Raw genomic sequence first — 17,592 nt, 5'->3', positions numbered from 1 at the left:
TTTTAATAAAAATGCTTATATATCTTTTGACCGAATGGTAACATGGTCCATTCATCATAACTAAATAATTTAAATTTCACAATACTTATCATATAAACACTAACACCTAGTAACACACCAACAAGCGTAACAACAAACGTCATACCACGGTGAGTGTTTAATAATCCTTGTGTCACACATGTATATCGAAATAGGTACACTAATAGCGCCATCATGCTTAAACTAGCCATTAGTTTGACAATAAACATAGTCCCAACTGATAATCTAAATCCTTTTCTGACGAGGTAGTGATGTAATACCATTAAACACCCTAATAAGCCAAACAGTGTACTAATACTTGACCCTAATGTGCCAAAATAGTAAGTCAATGCTGGTGTTAATATACTTTTTAGTAAAACACCAAAAATTGCCGCTACAAATTGGTAATGCACTCGATTTTGACTTTGATAAATCGTTTGGTAAGTTTGAATCATAGACGCCACACTAACTGATAATACAAACAATGATAATGTCAACACACCATCGTTATTACTAAATAACGTCACATTTACAAATGGAACTAATAACGCCAAGCCAACTCCTGCTGCCATCGATATGGCAAGAGACACTTTTAAATAAGACGTCACCATTGACTCATAATCAGATATTTCTTTATTTTTGTAATAATGTGTTAACGTCGGCATAAAGGTAGCTGTCATCGATACGGCAACTACTAAACCTAATTGGACAAGTGGTTGTCCTCTATCAAATACACCTTTAGCAATTTTTGCTGACAAATCTGGCATCCCAGAAAAGACTAAATATTTTTTAACAGTAAATGAATCAATCAACTGAAAAATCACTAGGTATGCACTAAAAAAACATAGTGCCCCACCTTCGAATATCAATCGTCTAAGCAAGCTTTTTTGGCGGTCTTTTTTTCGTGGAAGTGGGTAAAATGACGTCATTTGTCCTCTGGCGTGATACAATAGCACGCCAATGGCTGCAAGTCCACCAATAATAGCACCTGATGTCGCAACACTTCCCACGACATAAACATCTAAACTATTCACATAAAACAACCAGCCAGCAAATAGAATCACGCCAACTCGAATACCTTGTTCGACTAATTGAGACGTCGCAGTCGGGAGCATATTCATCTCACCTTGAAAAACACCTCGTAACGTCGATAAAAATGGAACGAGCAGAAAAACAAATGACACAACACGTATCAAAGGAGCTAATTCCTTATCTCCCATCATCAAAGCCACAAGAGGCGACCCGATGAATAGACCTAAAAATAAGAAAACGGATAACACGCTAACATAGTAAAAAAACTGATTCGTTAATCTTTTTTGCTCTGTAGGAGACTCCTCGCTAGCTAAAATCTTCGATAGAAAAACTGGCATCCCTGATAAAGATAATGTCATCGCAATCCCGTATATCGGGTAAACTTGCTGATAAACGTAAAACCCTTCATCTCCCACTAAATTTTGAAACGGAACTCGGTAAACAGCACTTAAAATCTTGACAATAAATGATGTGACAGTCAAAATTAATGTGCCTTTTAGTACCGTTTTTTCAACTTTTAATTTATCCATCAACTTCATCCTGTGTCTCTTTTTTTTCATATCTTTCTTGTCGCAACGCTTCGACAAATGCTGATATTTCATGCAACCAAGTTGCAACAGACAAATCTTTCGGTAGTTTCAATGTCACTGCCAAATGGTCATCCGTACTAATTTCAGCTTTTAAAGTAGTTTTAGATAAAGCTTTAAACAATTGTCCTATTGTGTAAGCAGAAGTTCCTTCTTTACTTAGCTCAATATAAATCGAATGTTTTTTCTTTTGAATTTTATTAATCAAAGCAAAATCAGCATTCATTTTAATCAATCCAACCGTTAATAAATTAGCCACTTCATCTGGGTATTCGCCAAAACGGTCTAATAAATCAGCTTCCAACTCATCATACATCTCTTGATTTTCAAGCTGACGAATGCGTTTATACATTTCAATTTTTTGTCGCTCATCCTCTATATAATCACTTGGAATGTAGGCATCTATTCCTAAGTCGATTTCCGTCATAGTTTTTGTTTCCTTCTTATCAATACCACGCTTACGATTAACTGCTTCATTAAGCATATGCGTATACATATCGAACCCGACTGAATCAATAAAGCCATGTTGCTGAGCACCTAATAGGTTTCCGGCACCACGAATGGATAAATCTCGCATTGCAATCTTAAATCCAGAGCCTAATTCAGTAAAATCTTTAATTGCTTGAAGTCGTTTTTCACTGACTTCATTTAATATTTTTTGTGGTTCGTACATAAAATATGCATAGGCAACACGGTTACTTCGACCGACGCGACCTCTTAACTGATACAACTGAGACAATCCCATGTGATCAGCGTTTTCCACAAACAATGTATTCACATTAGGAATATCCACCCCTGTTTCAATAATAGTGGTTGTGACTAAAATATCGTATTCGCCATTAATAAATTCCATTAACGCATTTTCTAATTGGACTTCTGTCATTTGACCATGAGCATATGAAATACGTGCGTCTGGTACCAACATTTTTAATTCATCGACTTTTTGCTCAATCGTATCCACTCGGTTGTATAGATAAAAAATTTGTCCACCTCGAGCAATTTCACGTTCGCAAGCTTCACGTATCGCTCCTGGATTTTTTTCCATTACATATGTCTGCACTGGATAACGATTGGCCGGTGGGGTTTCAATAACCGACAAATCTCTCACACCAAGCATTGACATATGCAATGTCCTTGGAATCGGTGTAGCTGTTAGCGTCAATACATCCACTTGTGCACGTAATTGTTTTAGTCGCTCTTTATGTTTCACCCCAAAACGTTGTTCCTCATCAATGATAAGCAATCCTAAGTCCATAAATTCTAAGTCTTTTGATAAAATTCGGTGCGTGCCAACAATAATATCCACTTGACCTTTTTTCAATTGGTCAATCGTTTCTTCTTGTTGTTTTTTCGTTCTAAAACGGCTCATCAAACCAATACTAACTGGGAAATTTTTAAATCGGTCAATCATGGTTTCATAATGTTGTTGCGCTAAAATTGTAGTTGGTACTAAAAAGGCGACTTGTTTGCCATCTTTAACAGCTTTAAACGCTGCACGTAAGGCCACTTCCGTCTTACCGTAACCCACGTCCCCTACTAACAAGCGATCCATTGGACGTTTTTTCTCCATATCCCGCTTGATTTCTTGAATACTACGCAACTGATCATCCGTTTCTGAATACGGAAAGGCATTGTCGAACTCATGTTGATAATCATCATCTGGCGAAAAAGCATATCCAACTTCTGCTTCTCTAGCAGCATATAACTGAATCAAATCATCCGCGATATCTTCCACTTTAGCCGATACTTTTTTCTTTGTCTTCGTCCATTCACTGCCACCTAATTTATTAATACGTGGTGCTTTTGATTCTGATGCCACATATTTTTGAATCAAATCAAGTTGCGTCACTGGAATAAACAATTTATCGTTGTTTTGATAAAGAATGGTCATATAATCTTGATGCGTACCACCACTTAATAATGTCTCCATCCCAATATATTTACCAATCCCGTGATTAGCATGAACCACATAATCTCCAGGACTTAATTCGTTATAACTTTTTAGCCGTTCTGCGTTTGAAATAGTTTGTTTACGTGCTTGACGTTTCGTTCTAGTATGAAGAATTTCTTTTTCAACCAACACGACCAAATTATCTTGCGGTAGTTCAAAACCTGACTCTAGTAATCCAACTTGGATTTGAGCCTGTCCTTCTAGCAACTCTTTCTTACCACTTACTACAACAGAAATACCCGCATCAATGAATAAGCGTTCAATCGTTTTACTTCTCTCATCATTTTCAACTAACACAACTACTGTTTGTTTTTGTTTCGCCCAACGATCCATCTCTGCTTTTAGTAATGGTAGTTGACCGAAAAACTGTTGCATTGAACGATACTCAAAAGGATACACAGCTGAAAAACGTAAATTTCCCATTCCTTTTTGAAATAAAGAGAAAAACGTACGATTTTGTGGCATTTTTTTCATAATTTGCCTGAAATCACCACCGAGTGTGCGGTTTTCAAAAACAGGATTGTCTTCTAACTTAATCGTTAACCATTCAGCTTCTTCTCTTAATATTTCTTTTTCTGTATCCAACATCCGACTATAATCATCGAATAATACCAAATCATCAACTGAAAGGTAATCACTTAAATGATATTTTTCATCATAGACCAAGTCAATATACTGGCCAATGTCATCTGTTGGGTGGCCATTTTCCCATTCACCTACTGTATAGTTTTTATAAGCCGTTAGCTGTGCTTTTTTGTCTGGATCTTTTATACCATCCAATTTTTCGCTTAAAGACATATCAAGCTCTTTTGAAGCATTGGCTAACTGCTCTTTCGTCACCACTTGGTCCATAGCTGGTGGAATCAATATATTCTCTACTTCTGACAATGAACGTTGTGTTTCGGCATCGAATAAACGTAACGAATCCACCTCATCATCAAATAAATCAATACGAACGGGATACTCACTAGTTAAAGGATAAATATCTACAATACTTCCTCTGATACTAAATTCTCCAGGCTTACCGATCATTTGTTCTCGAACGTAACCTAAAGAAATTAATTGCTCAGGTAATGTCGTTAAATCAAGTGTGCCTCCAACTGAGATTTGTAACATGTTTTCTTTCCAATTTTTTGGTGATGGTAAAAAGCGTCTTAGCCCTGCTAAAGGAGTCACTAAAATACCTGGTTCATCATTATTTAAAAACACTAAACTGTTAATTCGCTCAGCTAAAGCCTCAGGAGAAGAAAAAGACATCTCTACTGCGGCTACTTCATCGACTGGAAAAAAATGCAAATAAGACTCATCAACAACATGTTGTAAGTCATCCATTAACTTTGTCCCATAATATAGATTTGGGGTAACAATCATTATTTTTTTATTTTTTTGTAATAATGTCGACATAACAAGTGATTTGGCTGAACCTGCTAAACCGGTAACAAGCTGTGCCTTATTTGTATCAATGGCGTGATACCATTGATTGACCTGTTCGTCATGTTTGATAACGGATAATAATCCTTCATTGAGGTACATTACTTAATAGTCCTCCTTATTTTTTACTATTATATTGATTCATTGTATCGACAAAAGAATGACCATTCACCCAATATAAACTGGCATCTACAGCTAATTTAACAGCGGATAACAGGTCTTCATGTGTATCTTTAGGAAAATTCCCTAACACGTGTGCAATCACTTCTTCTCCGCGTTTTGGTCGATCAATCCCAATACGTACACGATTAAACTCTTGTGTGCCGATATGAGAGATTAAGCTCTTTATTCCATTATGTCCACCAGCACTGCCCTTTTGTCGCAATCGTATTTTACCAACAGGCAAATCTAAATCATCATAAATCACTAATATATCTTCTGGAGACACATTATAATAAGTCATCAATGGACCAACACTACGCCCTGATTCATTCATGAACGTTTGAGGTTTTACTAATAACACTTTCTCACCGTTTACAAATAATTCTGCTATGTCTGCTTCGAATTGACTTTTATTGAATGTAGCATTTTCTTGATATGCCATTTCATCTAGTGCGATAAAACCAATATTGTGCCTTGTCGCACGATACTTCACTCCAGGGTTACCTAATCCAACAATTAATTTCATCATATATTCTCCTATAACATCAAAAAACACGGGTTAAAGACACGTGTTCCTGCATGGTATTTGACTAAAAAATATTTCAAATAATTATACCATACCTTTACATTTACTATGAATAATAACTATTAATTAGATTTAGTTAACGTTTGTTTAATAGACTGTTATTAGGTAAATGACCTTTTTCTTGGGTTTTTTAGATTTTTAGTGGTATAATCCGTATTGGAGTAAATAAAACAACAAGGAGCGATTACATGAAACACTCAAATATTGATCATCAAAAAATTATTGTTGTCGGCAACGGAGCAGTTGGTTCAAGCTATATCTTTGCACTAGTAACACAAAACATCGCACAAGAAATTGGTATCATTGATATTGACGTCAACAAAGCTGAAGGTGATGCCCTTGATTTATCTCACGCATTAGCGTTCACCTCTCCTAAAAAAATATACGCTGCAACTTATGCTGATTGTAAAGATGCTGATATCGTTGTGATTACAGCTGGTGCAGCACAAAAACCTGGTGAAACACGTTTAGACTTAGTCAATAAAAATTTAAAAATATTTAAATCTATCGTAGATGACATTGTTGCTTCTGGCTTTGATGGTATTTTCTTAATTGCAACAAACCCTGTTGATATTTTAACTTATGCTACTTGGAAGTTTTCAGGATTTCCGAAACATAAAGTTATTGGTAGTGGTACATCTCTTGACTCTGCTAGATTTAGACAAACAATTGCTGAGTTAGTTGATGTCGATGCACGTAACGTTCATGGGTATATTCTTGGTGAACACGGCGATACTGAGTTCCCTGTTTGGTCACACGCTAATATTGCCGGACTACAAATTTATGAATGGGTGTCAGATCATCCTGAAGTTGATGAAGAAGAACTCGTTAATATATTCTTTAAGGTACGTGATGCTGCCTATACGATTATTGATAAAAAGGGTGCAACATTCTATGGTATCGCCGTTGCTCTTACTCGTATCACAAAAGCGATTCTCTATGATGAAAATGCTGTATTACCATTATCTGTTTATTTAGATGGTCAATATGGGTTAAACGATATTTATATTGGAGCTCCTGCTGTTATTAACCGCCAGGGAATCAGTCATGTCATTGAACTCCCACTAACAGATGCTGAACAAGAGAAATTTGATTTATCTGCTGAACGTTTAAAACAAGTATTGGATGAAGCTTTCAAATAAACTGAATGACAAAAAGACTGGAATAAATACTTTTCTAGTCTTTTCTTACTTTTTATTGACTAAAAAGATATGGAAGCACTTATATTGTTTTTAATGAAGAATATGTTACAATAATGTTACAATTTTTATTATGGGAAGGGGCTTCATATGAAACGAAAATCGTGGTTATTGGTACCACTGGTCTTGGTATTAATTATTGTAAGTATTTACTCGTATTTCGCAATCATTTATCAAAATAAATTCTTACCCAATACAACAGTTGGTCAAATCAATATTAGTCAATTGTCTAAGAAAGAAGCAATAAAAAAAATAAAGGACAACGTCCATCAAGATGAATTTCTGGTTTTAGATAGTGGAAAGACATGGAAAGCAATTCCTAAACAACAATTAGGCATTACATTTGATGTTGATAAAACTGTTGATAATACTATAAAAAAACAAAATCCTTGGCTATGGTTTATGAATTATATTAATAAACCAAAAAATGTGCCAATCATTATGACTGATTACAATAAGGATGCACTAGCTAAAGAAGCAACTGAGCTGAGAACAACATTAACTGAATTCAATAAAAAACGTACGCCAACCAAGAATGCGATGATTGAAATGAAAGATGGTACATTCCAAATAACAAATGAAGTAGCAGGAAATACGATTGATATAGATAAATTTATTTCTGCTTTTGAATCGCATGTAAAAGAAGGCGAAGGAACAATTGAGTTAGAGACATATGTCCAAAAACCAACTGTTCTAGCAACTGATAGTAAATTAAAAAAAGAATTAGAAGACATTAACAAATTAACAGACGTTAGCGCAACTTATCTTATCAATGGACAAGAAATTGCTATCCCTAAAGAAACAATCGCTAGTTGGTTAACAACAAACGAAAAAGGCGATGTCGATTTAAAGAAAGACCTTGTAAAAGAGTATGTTACTCAATTAGGACAAACTTACAATACAAGTACTAATCCAACGAAATTTAATAGTACAAAACGTGGTGAAGTGACTGTCCCTGCTGGCACGTATAGTTGGACTATCTGGACTGATAATGAAGTTGAGCAATTGACTGAACTGATCTTATCAGGCAAAGGATTTACAAATCGTGTTCCTGCTTATCAAGGAAGCACAACACCAGAAACACCATTAATATCAAATACATACATAGAAGTTGATTTACAAGCTCAGCATATGTGGTACTACAAGGATGGCAAAGTAGCTTTAGAGACACCTATTATTTCTGGTAAGCCAAGTACTCCGACACCACCTGGCGTATTTTATGTTTGGAATAAAAAACGTAATGAAATTTTACGTGGTGAAGATTATGCTAGTCCTGTTGATTATTGGATGCCTATTGATTGGACAGGTGTTGGAATTCATGATTCACCTTGGCAAAATGCCAATGCATACGGTGGAACATCATACACAACAGTTGGCTCTCATGGTTGTATTAACACTCCTCCTGATGTTTGTGCCAAGTTATTCAATATGATTGATGTAGGCGTGCCTGTTGTTGTCTTTTAAAAAAATAAATGACTCGATTAACTATCTTAGTTAGTCAAGTCATTTTTATTTTATATAAAACTTGATAGTTGGATGGCTTTTTTACTATCCCCCTGTATGATTATTAATATATTATTCTCAACCTGTACTACTGGTTGACGTAACCATTCTGAATCACCGCTTGCAATACCTCCAACTAAACTAATCAGACGATGTTTTCCAATAGATAATGTTGCTCGACTAGATGGATGCCCACTATTTTTAAAAAACAAACTAGTATTTGGCTCGTTAGTCGTATATTCCATATCTTCAAATCCTTCTAAAGGAACTAAAACACTTGTCCCAATAGATGATTCACACGTCATTTTATTATGCTCTTCCACTACATTTGTTTCTTCAATCGGTGTCGCAAACCCTCCATCACGAACAATTAGCTCTCGTTGTGTTTCTATGTCATGTACACGAACATGCCAACCATTCATAGGGACAACAAGAGTAGATACCTCCACGTTACTCCATGGTTTCCAAATACTTTTAACATACTCTTGTGTCACTTCAAAAGAGTCAGATTTAAATTTTGTTCTATAATAGCTATCATCTTCTGATAAAGCTAAACAATTATCAAATCCACCCTGACGATAAAACAGATGGCTTTTTGGTACACTAAAACCAAATACTGTTGAGTAAACCAATTTACTGTATTTTGCCTCTATATGCGCTTGATTTGGTTCAAACTGTCCTGCAACAAAAGACTGTACTTGATTTGGAGATGTTTGAACAAGCATTTGGGCTTCAGGTATTAAGTATTCTGACTTATTCGATTGCTTTTCAATTGACTGACTAGACCAAAATGGATGTGTTTCGTCCACTGCCAAAAGTAAAAATGTTTTAAAAGCCCAGTAAGGTGACCCTGATCCATTGTATCCTTCTGCCATGACTAAATTTTCATAATGATACCCAATAGTTAATCGACCATCTCTTAAAAAAATATCATGTTCACACCATGAGGTCATATTTCTTTCAAGTATTCCTTTAATTTCTCCCCAAGGAAGTGCTTCAACATCAGCAAATACTAAAGCTGACCAAAAAGCACTTTGAGCAAAACGATACGTCAAACTTCTACCAAAAGGAATGGCTTCACCGTTTGCATCAAACCAATACTGAAAACTCTCAGCGAATTCTTTTACTCTTTTTTTGAACGAATCAGTCCTGGCTTTATCACTATCCTCCATAAACTTACAATAAATTAATGAATAATAGTGAATAGCAAATGAAATGTAATAATCCATTTGTGTTGACCTACCATCATAGTACCAACCATTTCCAATATAAAATGCTTCGATTTCTTTAAAATCTTCTTCTATTATTTCTTGATTAAATTCTCTACCTAGTTTTTTAAAGCAAACATTGACTAAAATTCTAAAAAACAGCCAATTATTCTTAGGCGTTTTTCGACTATTAACCGTATTTAACCAATTAAAAACATTATCTTGTTCTGCTGATGATAATCTATCCCATAATTTTGGATTTAATAATAATGTCGTACTGGGTGTTGCCATTTCCACTATCAATTGATCATAGTTCTTAGACGTGCCCCAATAATGGCTACCATCTGGATCTGTTCCTACTCGTAATCCTTCAACCACAATTCTGCTCAACTTATCATTCGAATTATGAACAATCAATGGGCCAACACCCCAAAGAACACGCAAGAACCCTTCCACTTCTCTCACAATCATCATCTTACCAATTTAACTCATCAGTCCTATTTGACAAAGAGCCATTCTTTTACCATACAAAAGATAACTAAAAAAGAACATCTTGTTATTTTCATCAACAAGACGTTCTTTTTTAATTAATTTTCTTTTTGCCCCTTTTCAACATAGCTCAAATCATTAACGGACTCTAATTTATATTTACCATCTTTATACTTAATAATACTAACACTAGAGTTTTTCAATCCACCTTCAGGAACTTCAAAACCATCAAATAATGTATCTAATAATGCAGCTATACTTAACCCATGAGATGTAATTAAAACATTTCCACTACCATTTTTCTTTGATTCTTCTTTCACTATTTCATTTAAACCTTCAGTAAGTCGTGTAGTAATTGTTTTATAATCTTCTGCTGCCCAATTAGCTCCTTTTTCTACTTTCTCTTTATCCAATTTAGCTACACTATTCGCAAATGATTCAGGTGACATATCTTTCATGAATTCCTCTAAAGTCACTCCATTGTCATCTGCAATATCTTGCCACATTGTATGATTTAAATCACCTTCATAACTACCAAAATTAAATTCTCTTAATCGTTTATCTGTCTTTAACTCTACATTTTTTTTATTATTTTCAGCTAATATCAAATCAGCTGTTTGAATCGCTCTACCACTATCACTACTATAAGCACTTTGAAATTCAACATCTGCTAACCCTTTACCAGCAGCCATAACAACTTTCTCTCCTTCAGGTGTCAATACTGCATCAGACCAACCCTGAACACGATCTGTCGTATTAAGCATAGTCTTACCATGTCGAACTACATAAAGAGTCAGTTCTTCTGCTGGTTTATCATTTACTTTAGTCGACCCCTCTTTTTGTATGCTACATGCCCCTAGATATAAAAAGACTGTTGCTAGCACTCCTACCAAAACTCCTGATTTTTTTTTCACGATTATTCCCCCTATGAATAATTTTACAAATAGACAAAACCACACTCAAATAAAGTCTGCCCACTAATATAAATGTATAGATTTAGCTCGTTTTAACAAACGATAACCATCTATTTATTTACCAAATTTTACCAAAAAAACCTCTTTTTGTAAACGTTTTATTTAAAATAATAGCTTATAAAACAAAGACAATAATATAGTTGTTTGCTTAAGTTAAATTAATTTAGTTATCTTTATTGTGTTCTATTACTAATATAGATAAACAATCAAAAACAGACAAAAATTAGAGAAGTCTAGGTCTTTTAATTTAAATATTTTTTATATTTTGACATGTGAAAATCAGCCAAATTTTCATGTGTATTTTTTTTGTATGGAAAGAAAGGTATTAAATTAGTTTAGCGTAGTAAATAAGCAATAGCCGGTATATTCTAATCAGCATTCATCACTGTTTTGTTCAGAGTAATATATTTTTTAGTTATTATAAATAACAATCAAGGTACAACTAATATGTTGATTCCTAGATGAGTTGTATAACCTAAAACCACTATTTGATTCGATCTATTTAATAATTTTTCTTATCCTCTTAATGTGCAATAAAGGTGTTTCTTTTGAACTAAATATTCTAATGAATAAGGACCTATTTGATTAAGTTTACTCATGTCTGACTCTTTCAAAATTAATTTCTACTCTACTACTTAATTTTACCAACGCCGATTGTAAAATTAAGCTAGAAAATTAAAAAAATCATTTGCGATACACTCAGATTGCCTTTCTAACCAAAGAAAACAAGAAGAGTAATCACAAATGACCTATGCACACCTGACTACAGATGAGCAATAGATATCGAAAATAATTTAAATAATTGGTTTAATCAACTTCTATGTCATCTATTTAAATCAATCAGAAATCGAAACGATATTGATATTTATTTTGTCGATTCAGGAACACCCTAAAAAAGACTTAAACGAACACTCTAATAGGTTATTACGCAAAAATGGCTTACCTAAAAAAATGGATTTCAACGAAATTGAGGAATCTTTTATCCAATCTATCGCATCTAAAAGAAATAATATTCCTAGGAAATCATTAAACTATAAACACCATTGGAAGTATTTTTGAGCTATATAAACAATGATATTTTTTTGTCTAGCTTAATTTGACAAATTAAATTCAAAAACCCATTTACACTTCCTTATTACTCTACTAAACATATTTTCTTGCAGAATACCCTTTATATCTTCCAAGTTATCAATATTAGGAATTTTAGTTGCATCATAGTAAAGAGTTGCCAACTCATTCTGTTCCTCTACTGTTCCACCAAATTTTACTTTACTATTCATTCTTTCATCCCTCTTTGGTACCTAATATATCTACCAACAGCCATTCCAATAAACAGTACAATAAGGATGTATCGATTTTGTTCATCAACAATTAAACTTGCATTTCCTATAATAATTGAGATAACCACATAAAACAGAGAAACTGCTCCAATAATTGAGGTAGAATCTGTTATCGCTTGAATCACACTACTTGTTCTTTCTTCCACCACTTTTTCCTCCTTCGTATGAGTGATAATTTTAACCTCTTTCTTTTTAATAACTGTTAAATAAAAATATATTCCTAATAAAACAATACCCGAAAAGGGAACCAAGATGATTAATATAACGCCCAAAATAATTAGCGTTGCTTTTGAAAAAAATCGTAAAAAATTTAATTCAATGACATCTTTTTTTAGCTTTTCACTCACTTGTTTATCCCCTTTCAACATGTAATCTAAAGAAATATCATACAATTCACTTAGACTAATTAGACTTGAAATATCGGGAATGCTTTTTCCGACTTCCCAACTCGATACAGTTTGTCTTGTAACATTTAATTGTTCTGCGACATCTTGCTGAGTTAAACCTAGTTCATGTCGTTTTTCCTTTAGTATAGTTGCTAACATATTTTCTCCTCCATTTATCTATAAAGTATATGATACTACGAAATATCGCTAGCAACTATCTCTTGCATCAGTAAAAATACACTAGCAATTTAAAATTGCGCCTTATATAACAAGGGTTTGTACTAATAATAGTGCAAAAAATCACCAACCTTCCATCATGAAGATTGGTGATTTTTTTCTATTAATTAAATGTTCGTTGATAAATATCTGATGCTAAATCTGACAAACTGTCAATCTCACTTCCATTGCTAATCAAGATTACCATTTTCCCGCCTGACTTATCTAGTAAAACAGAAGATTGATAGTTACCAAGACTCCCATTGGTTTGTAGTAGTTCATCATTGCCCCAGAAAGCCCCACTATATTCGGGATTTCCCTGTATTAAATCAGAAAATTCATCTTTAGTAATCAATGTTCCATTAGCTAAGCCTTCTAAATAAGTTGCCAAATCTTTTGCCGACATCAATACATTTCCGGCACCGATTAGACTAGAATACAAAGGTTTAGCTGCAACAAAATTATCCGTTCCTGTAGCATATTCACCTAGTAAAATGGAACTATTGTATGCTTTTGCTACTTTTTTATCTGACACGGTATCCCAGAAAAATGTATTAGATAAATGTAGTGGCTCAATGATTTCTTTGGTAAACAATGTTTCATAGTCTTCTCCTGTAACAGTCGATAAAATACCTGCTAATAAAGAATAATTAGCATTAGTATAGCTAAAACTCATTTCACCTGTACTCTCAAGACTCTCTAAAACATAATCCATTTGTTCTTTTTGAGTTTTTAAAATGTCACCTGGTGCTATTTCATCCATTCGAATACCTGATGTTTGGTCTAGTAAATCACGAATGGTTATCTCATCACTATATGCAATATCAGGATAAAAATCTGATAGAGGCGTTTCATAGCTTATCTTTCCTTGCGATATTTCTTTTGCTACTAATGTTGCTGTCATCATTTTTTGCAGAGAGGCTACAGGGAATAGTGTATCCAATGTGTTTTTTTCTCTAGCTTCGTAATTACTATATCCATAGGCTGAAGCAGATAGAACATCGCCATTTTCAAGCACCATCGCAATACCATTATAATTTTCATCAGAAAAATAGTCATCCATACTTACTTGCAAAGATGTGTCATCCTTTTCATCAGCAGCAAACACTTCATCTTTTATGATATTTTGTCGAAAGTAATGATTCAATCCTAACAGTAATACGACTGTCGCTAAACCTGTCAACGCTATTTTTTTCGCAATCTTTTTTTTCACGTCCCGACCTCCTTTTGGCAAACGATACATTCAATTCACGTATATTGTAAAATACTTTACTTAAATAAACCTTAAATCTATGAAGTCTATCGTATATTTCTATGCTTCTTTAATAAACAATTATAGACAGATTCACTCAGCTACCAAATAATTTAACTTTTATATCTCAATTTTTGGTCATAATACCAACTATATTTATTCTAGTATAATATTCCATATCAAACAACACAATGATACAATAATCATACTTTAAAAATAATTGGATGTCGCAATAATGAATAAATTTATTTCGTATATTATTACAACGATTATCATCATTTGGTTTATCTATCTTGCATATGATTTATATGCTAAATTTCAAGAAAATATCTGGCTTGGTTTCGGTCAGTTAATATTTGTGGTTATTTTACTAGTTATTATCATTTGGCGAAATAAAAAATAAGCCAAAGAAAGGCATCTCTTTAACTTATCAATGTTCCTAAAACTCTTTATAAAAAGCAACTGTGCTTCCCTTATCACAGGATTCGAATCCAAAACTTTCGTAAAATCCTCTAACGTCTGGTTCATCAACAGTTAATAATACTTTTTGGCGCACATGTTTATACGTTTCTAATACATCAGACATTAGTGTTGTCCCAATTTTTTGTCGTTGATAGTCTGGATGAATCAAAATATCTTGTACATATAAAATTGTTTGATCATCACCAATAACTCTGATTAAACCAACTAATTGTTCTTCATGCCAAGCACTTGCCACATAAAGTGAATTAACTAGTGCTTGCTCTAAACCTTTTAAATTTTTTGTATAAGCTATCCATCCAACACTATCATACAACAACTCTAGTTGTTCACGTTTTATATTACTTCCGTTTCTATATTCTATCATTATCTTTCCTCCTAATTTATTTATTTAATTAAGAGTCTAACTTCAACCGATTATTCAGAGTAAAACCCCCTTTCAGGTGTTTCGCTCATTATATCATACCAATAAAAAAATCCCCCAGAACAGTTCTGAAGGATTACCTTTATTGTTTACTTTTTTGATAGTCTTTTGACACCATCATGATTTGATTAAATGTTTCGATGATTGAATCAGCATAATCCTCATTTGATACCATTTGTCGAATTTTTTCTAATACGGCTTCTTCTCTTGTTGTATCAAAAACTGGGATATGATTGTCTTTTTTTATCTTCGCAATGTGCGACACACAATCATATCTTTCTTCCAATAATGATACGATTTGTTCATCAATTTCATCAATTCGTTGTCTATCTTGACTTAACATCTTATCTCCTCATTTCGTATAAGAGTCAGATTATATGTCAGAGAAAAAATCTTCACCTTTTTGTTGCACTAAAAGATGAGGCATCATTAATGAAATGGGTTCTTTGTTTACCACAATCACCTGACTATCAGGTTTTCGGTAATTAATCAGTCCGCTAAAAGGATACACTTGAAAGCTTGTGCCAACAATACACACAACGTCTGCTTGAGACAACCAAGAAATAGCTGTTTCTATATTAGACTCAGATAAGCCTTCTTCGTAAAGTACCACATTCGGACGCGTGATCCCGCCACATTCTTGATGATACATACTCTTCATATAGTCTGGAACAGAAACTGACTGACCACATTTTTGACAATAACAATCATACAAACTCCCATGAAACGGCACCACATTTGGACTTCCTGCTTTAATATGCAAGTCGTCAATATTTTGCGTCACAATCCCAACTTGTTTCGTTTGGCTTAATTCTGCCATTTTTTCATGAATCACATTCGGTTTTGCTTCTGGATGGTATAATTGTTGGACAAATCGATAAAAAACATCAGGCTCACGTTTTAAACAAGTATGACTCAGCAAATATTCTGGATTTTCAACTCCATGATATACCCCTGTCATAGAGCGATAATCAGGAATACCCGATGCTGTTGAGACACCGGCACCTGTCATAAACACGATATTTTCCGCCTGCTGTAATATCTCCATTGCTTGTTCTTCCACATCAATCACTCCCTTACTTTATTATGACATTATTCGTCAAAAAAGCCTAATACAACCACAGAAATAATAATCGCAAAAATCATGACGTATTGTTTTTTAGTTAATTTCTCTTTTAAAAAAATTCGTGACCACAAGACTGATACAATACTATATGAAGCAATCATCGGTGCTACGACAATGGAATTACTCGCAATCGCACCAATATAGAAAAATTGTCCCAAAGTTTCAAAAAGTGCCGCAAGACCTTTATATTTTTCATGAAACACATCAATTTTTTCTCCTTTAGCTACTCGTAAATATCCCCACAGCAGTAACCCGACGATTAAAAAAGTAAATTCATAACTCATGTTGGCTTGGTTTTCAGGTAAAATTTCCGCATAATCTAAATAATACCCATCCAAAAATGTCCCCAATCCATCAATCACGCAGTAAAGTATTGGAAAAATAATCGCAAGTGCACTTTTCTGATATTTTTTATCGACCACATTGCCTGATACTTTTAACTCGTGATCAACTTCTTGCTTTTCATAAACAGACAACATAAAAATAGCGACTGAAATAACTGCCACAGCAATAAATTGAATCCACACCATTTTCGCTCCTAGTATCAGAAACATTAATAAAGCTGACACTGCTCCTGAAGAATTACTTATCGGTGAAGACACACTCAGCTCTATATAACGAAGCCCCACATACCCGATCGCCATTGATAAAATATACATGGACGACACAGGTAAATAAATCAATAAATTTTTCCATTCAAAACTCACACCCAAATACAAATAATAGTAGAAAAAGGCATGAAGTCCCATCACTAATCCTACAATGACCACTGTTTTTTGTGCACTATACTTATCTTTTTCATTGTTTCCCAGTTTATAAAATAAATCTGCTGTCCCCCATGCAAAGACAACTACCAGCGCTGACATAAACCACATATTTTCGTCTCCCTCAATTTTTCTATCATACTTACTTGTCTAAAAATAACGAATTAACGTGACTTGGTCAAATAAAATTTTCGTGAAAAGTCATGACTTTTTGAAAAAGGTATGATATAGTGTTAGACATATTAAGAAAAAATAACCGAATATTATAAATCTAGAGGTTGCAGTCTATCAATAACATTAGTCGAGTAGAGGATTACGTTGACACTAATGCACAGGGAAGATTGCCGAAATGTGATAAAGTTCCTCGCTTATCATGTTGGGTCTATAGTGAATAACTATAGAACTGTCTTAGTTAAAACTAAGATGCGCTATGATTAGATAACTTACTGTTAATCTGACTTCAT

14 protein-coding genes, 1 pseudogene and 1 riboswitch are annotated in these 17,592 nt (G+C 33.9%); of the genes and pseudogenes, 3 read left to right on the top strand and 12 right to left on the bottom strand.

Features of this window, described 5'->3' with window-relative positions; translation table 11 throughout:
* Positions 1-2: 2 nt before the first annotated feature.
* The 3 genes from BHY08_RS00400 to pth are packed head-to-tail and all read right to left on the bottom strand — an operon-like array spanning position 3 to position 5,707.
* The gene (locus BHY08_RS00400; RefSeq protein WP_071456004.1) at positions 3-1,580 is read right to left on the bottom strand and encodes a putative polysaccharide biosynthesis protein; all 1,578 of its coding nucleotides are present in this window, start codon (positions 1,578-1,580) and stop codon (positions 3-5) included.
* Positions 1,573-5,121, bottom strand: coding sequence for a transcription-repair coupling factor (mfd, locus tag BHY08_RS00395; RefSeq protein WP_071456003.1), 3,549 nt, complete (start codon positions 5,119-5,121; stop codon positions 1,573-1,575). The genes BHY08_RS00400 and mfd overlap by 8 nt, the downstream gene beginning before the upstream one ends.
* Positions 5,122-5,137: 16 nt before the next feature.
* Positions 5,138-5,707 (bottom strand): aminoacyl-tRNA hydrolase, encoded by a 570-nt coding sequence (gene pth, locus BHY08_RS00390; protein ID WP_071456002.1) that lies wholly within the window; start codon positions 5,705-5,707, stop codon positions 5,138-5,140.
* A gap of 248 nt (positions 5,708-5,955) precedes the next feature.
* Here pth and BHY08_RS00385 point away from each other — a divergent pair, with 248 nt between their 5' ends.
* Together BHY08_RS00385 and BHY08_RS00380 are read left to right on the top strand one after the other, a co-directional pair.
* The gene (locus BHY08_RS00385; protein WP_071456001.1) at positions 5,956-6,909 is read left to right on the top strand and encodes an L-lactate dehydrogenase; all 954 of its coding nucleotides are present in this window, start codon (positions 5,956-5,958) and stop codon (positions 6,907-6,909) included.
* Between the two features lie 147 nt (positions 6,910-7,056).
* Positions 7,057-8,430, top strand: coding sequence for a L,D-transpeptidase family protein (locus BHY08_RS00380; RefSeq protein WP_071456000.1), 1,374 nt, complete (start codon positions 7,057-7,059; stop codon positions 8,428-8,430).
* 50 nt (positions 8,431-8,480) lie between these two features.
* Here the strand turns inward: BHY08_RS00380 and BHY08_RS00375 are convergent, their stop codons facing one another.
* Entirely contained in the window at positions 8,481-10,151 is a 1,671-nt protein-coding gene (locus tag BHY08_RS00375) for a DUF2264 domain-containing protein (protein WP_071455999.1), read from the bottom strand.
* A 113-nt stretch (positions 10,152-10,264) separates the two neighbouring features.
* Positions 10,265-11,080, bottom strand: a complete 816-nt coding sequence (locus BHY08_RS00370) for a histidine phosphatase family protein (RefSeq protein WP_071455998.1) — start codon at positions 11,078-11,080, stop codon at positions 10,265-10,267.
* 833 nt (positions 11,081-11,913) lie between these two features.
* Between BHY08_RS00370 and BHY08_RS11090 the strand changes: the two are divergent.
* Positions 11,914-12,240, top strand: a pseudogene (locus BHY08_RS11090) (transposase); the annotation flags it as partial.
* Here BHY08_RS11090 and BHY08_RS00365 read toward each other — a convergent pair.
* The 7 genes from BHY08_RS00365 to BHY08_RS00335 all read right to left on the bottom strand — a co-directional run bounded on the left by BHY08_RS00365 (position 12,232) and on the right by BHY08_RS00335 (position 17,239).
* Complete coding sequence (locus BHY08_RS00365) at positions 12,232-12,420, bottom strand: hypothetical protein (RefSeq protein ID WP_071455997.1); 189 nt, start codon at positions 12,418-12,420, stop codon at positions 12,232-12,234. The pseudogene BHY08_RS11090 and the gene BHY08_RS00365 overlap by 9 nt on opposite strands.
* Positions 12,417-13,025, bottom strand: coding sequence for a helix-turn-helix transcriptional regulator (locus tag BHY08_RS00360; protein ID WP_071455996.1), 609 nt, complete (start codon positions 13,023-13,025; stop codon positions 12,417-12,419). The genes BHY08_RS00365 and BHY08_RS00360 overlap by 4 nt, the downstream gene beginning before the upstream one ends.
* A 181-nt stretch (positions 13,026-13,206) precedes the next feature.
* The gene (locus tag BHY08_RS00355) at positions 13,207-14,295 is read right to left on the bottom strand and encodes a serine hydrolase domain-containing protein (protein WP_071455995.1); all 1,089 of its coding nucleotides are present in this window, start codon (positions 14,293-14,295) and stop codon (positions 13,207-13,209) included.
* A 478-nt stretch (positions 14,296-14,773) separates the two neighbouring features.
* Positions 14,774-15,181: a GNAT family N-acetyltransferase gene (locus tag BHY08_RS00350; protein ID WP_071455994.1), complete on the bottom strand. Its 408-nt coding sequence runs from the start codon at positions 15,179-15,181 to the stop codon at positions 14,774-14,776.
* 139 nt (positions 15,182-15,320) lie between these two features.
* Positions 15,321-15,581 (bottom strand): chorismate mutase, encoded by a 261-nt coding sequence (locus BHY08_RS00345; protein ID WP_071455993.1) that lies wholly within the window; start codon positions 15,579-15,581, stop codon positions 15,321-15,323.
* Between the two features lie 30 nt (positions 15,582-15,611).
* Entirely contained in the window at positions 15,612-16,286 is a 675-nt protein-coding gene (locus BHY08_RS00340; RefSeq protein WP_071457794.1) for an NAD-dependent protein deacylase, read from the bottom strand.
* Between the two features lie 44 nt (positions 16,287-16,330).
* The gene (locus BHY08_RS00335) at positions 16,331-17,239 is read right to left on the bottom strand and encodes an EamA family transporter (protein WP_071455992.1); all 909 of its coding nucleotides are present in this window, start codon (positions 17,237-17,239) and stop codon (positions 16,331-16,333) included.
* 153 nt (positions 17,240-17,392) lie between these two features.
* Positions 17,393-17,567, top strand: a riboswitch (Lysine riboswitch).
* Positions 17,568-17,592: the final 25 nt, after the last annotated feature.

The sequence above is a fragment of the Vagococcus teuberi genome (genome assembly GCF_001870205.1).
In the GTDB taxonomy this organism is placed as follows: Bacteria; Bacillota; Bacilli; order Lactobacillales; family Vagococcaceae; genus Vagococcus; species Vagococcus teuberi.
This window is presented reverse-complemented; position numbering and strand designations above follow the sequence as displayed.

Excerpts from the sequence above, each read along its gene's own strand:
- BHY08_RS00400 (WP_071456004.1), bottom strand. The coding sequence starts at position 1,580 with ATGGATAAATTAAAAGTTGAAAAAACGGTACTAAAAGGCACATTAATT.
- mfd (WP_071456003.1), bottom strand. The coding sequence starts at position 5,121 with ATGTACCTCAATGAAGGATTATTATCCGTTATCAAACATGACGAACAG.
- pth (WP_071456002.1), bottom strand. The coding sequence starts at position 5,707 with ATGAAATTAATTGTTGGATTAGGTAACCCTGGAGTGAAGTATCGTGCG.
- BHY08_RS00385 (WP_071456001.1), top strand. The coding sequence starts at position 5,956 with ATGAAACACTCAAATATTGATCATCAAAAAATTATTGTTGTCGGCAAC.
- BHY08_RS00380 (WP_071456000.1), top strand. The coding sequence starts at position 7,057 with ATGAAACGAAAATCGTGGTTATTGGTACCACTGGTCTTGGTATTAATT.
- BHY08_RS00375 (WP_071455999.1), bottom strand. The coding sequence starts at position 10,151 with ATGATGATTGTGAGAGAAGTGGAAGGGTTCTTGCGTGTTCTTTGGGGT.
- BHY08_RS00365 (WP_071455997.1), bottom strand. The coding sequence starts at position 12,420 with ATGAATAGTAAAGTAAAATTTGGTGGAACAGTAGAGGAACAGAATGAG.
- BHY08_RS00360 (WP_071455996.1), bottom strand. The coding sequence starts at position 13,025 with ATGTTAGCAACTATACTAAAGGAAAAACGACATGAACTAGGTTTAACT.
- BHY08_RS00350 (WP_071455994.1), bottom strand. The coding sequence starts at position 15,181 with ATGATAGAATATAGAAACGGAAGTAATATAAAACGTGAACAACTAGAG.
- BHY08_RS00345 (WP_071455993.1), bottom strand. The coding sequence starts at position 15,581 with ATGTTAAGTCAAGATAGACAACGAATTGATGAAATTGATGAACAAATC.
- BHY08_RS00340 (WP_071457794.1), bottom strand. The coding sequence starts at position 16,286 with ATGGAGATATTACAGCAGGCGGAAAATATCGTGTTTATGACAGGTGCC.
- BHY08_RS00335 (WP_071455992.1), bottom strand. The coding sequence starts at position 17,239 with ATGTGGTTTATGTCAGCGCTGGTAGTTGTCTTTGCATGGGGGACAGCA.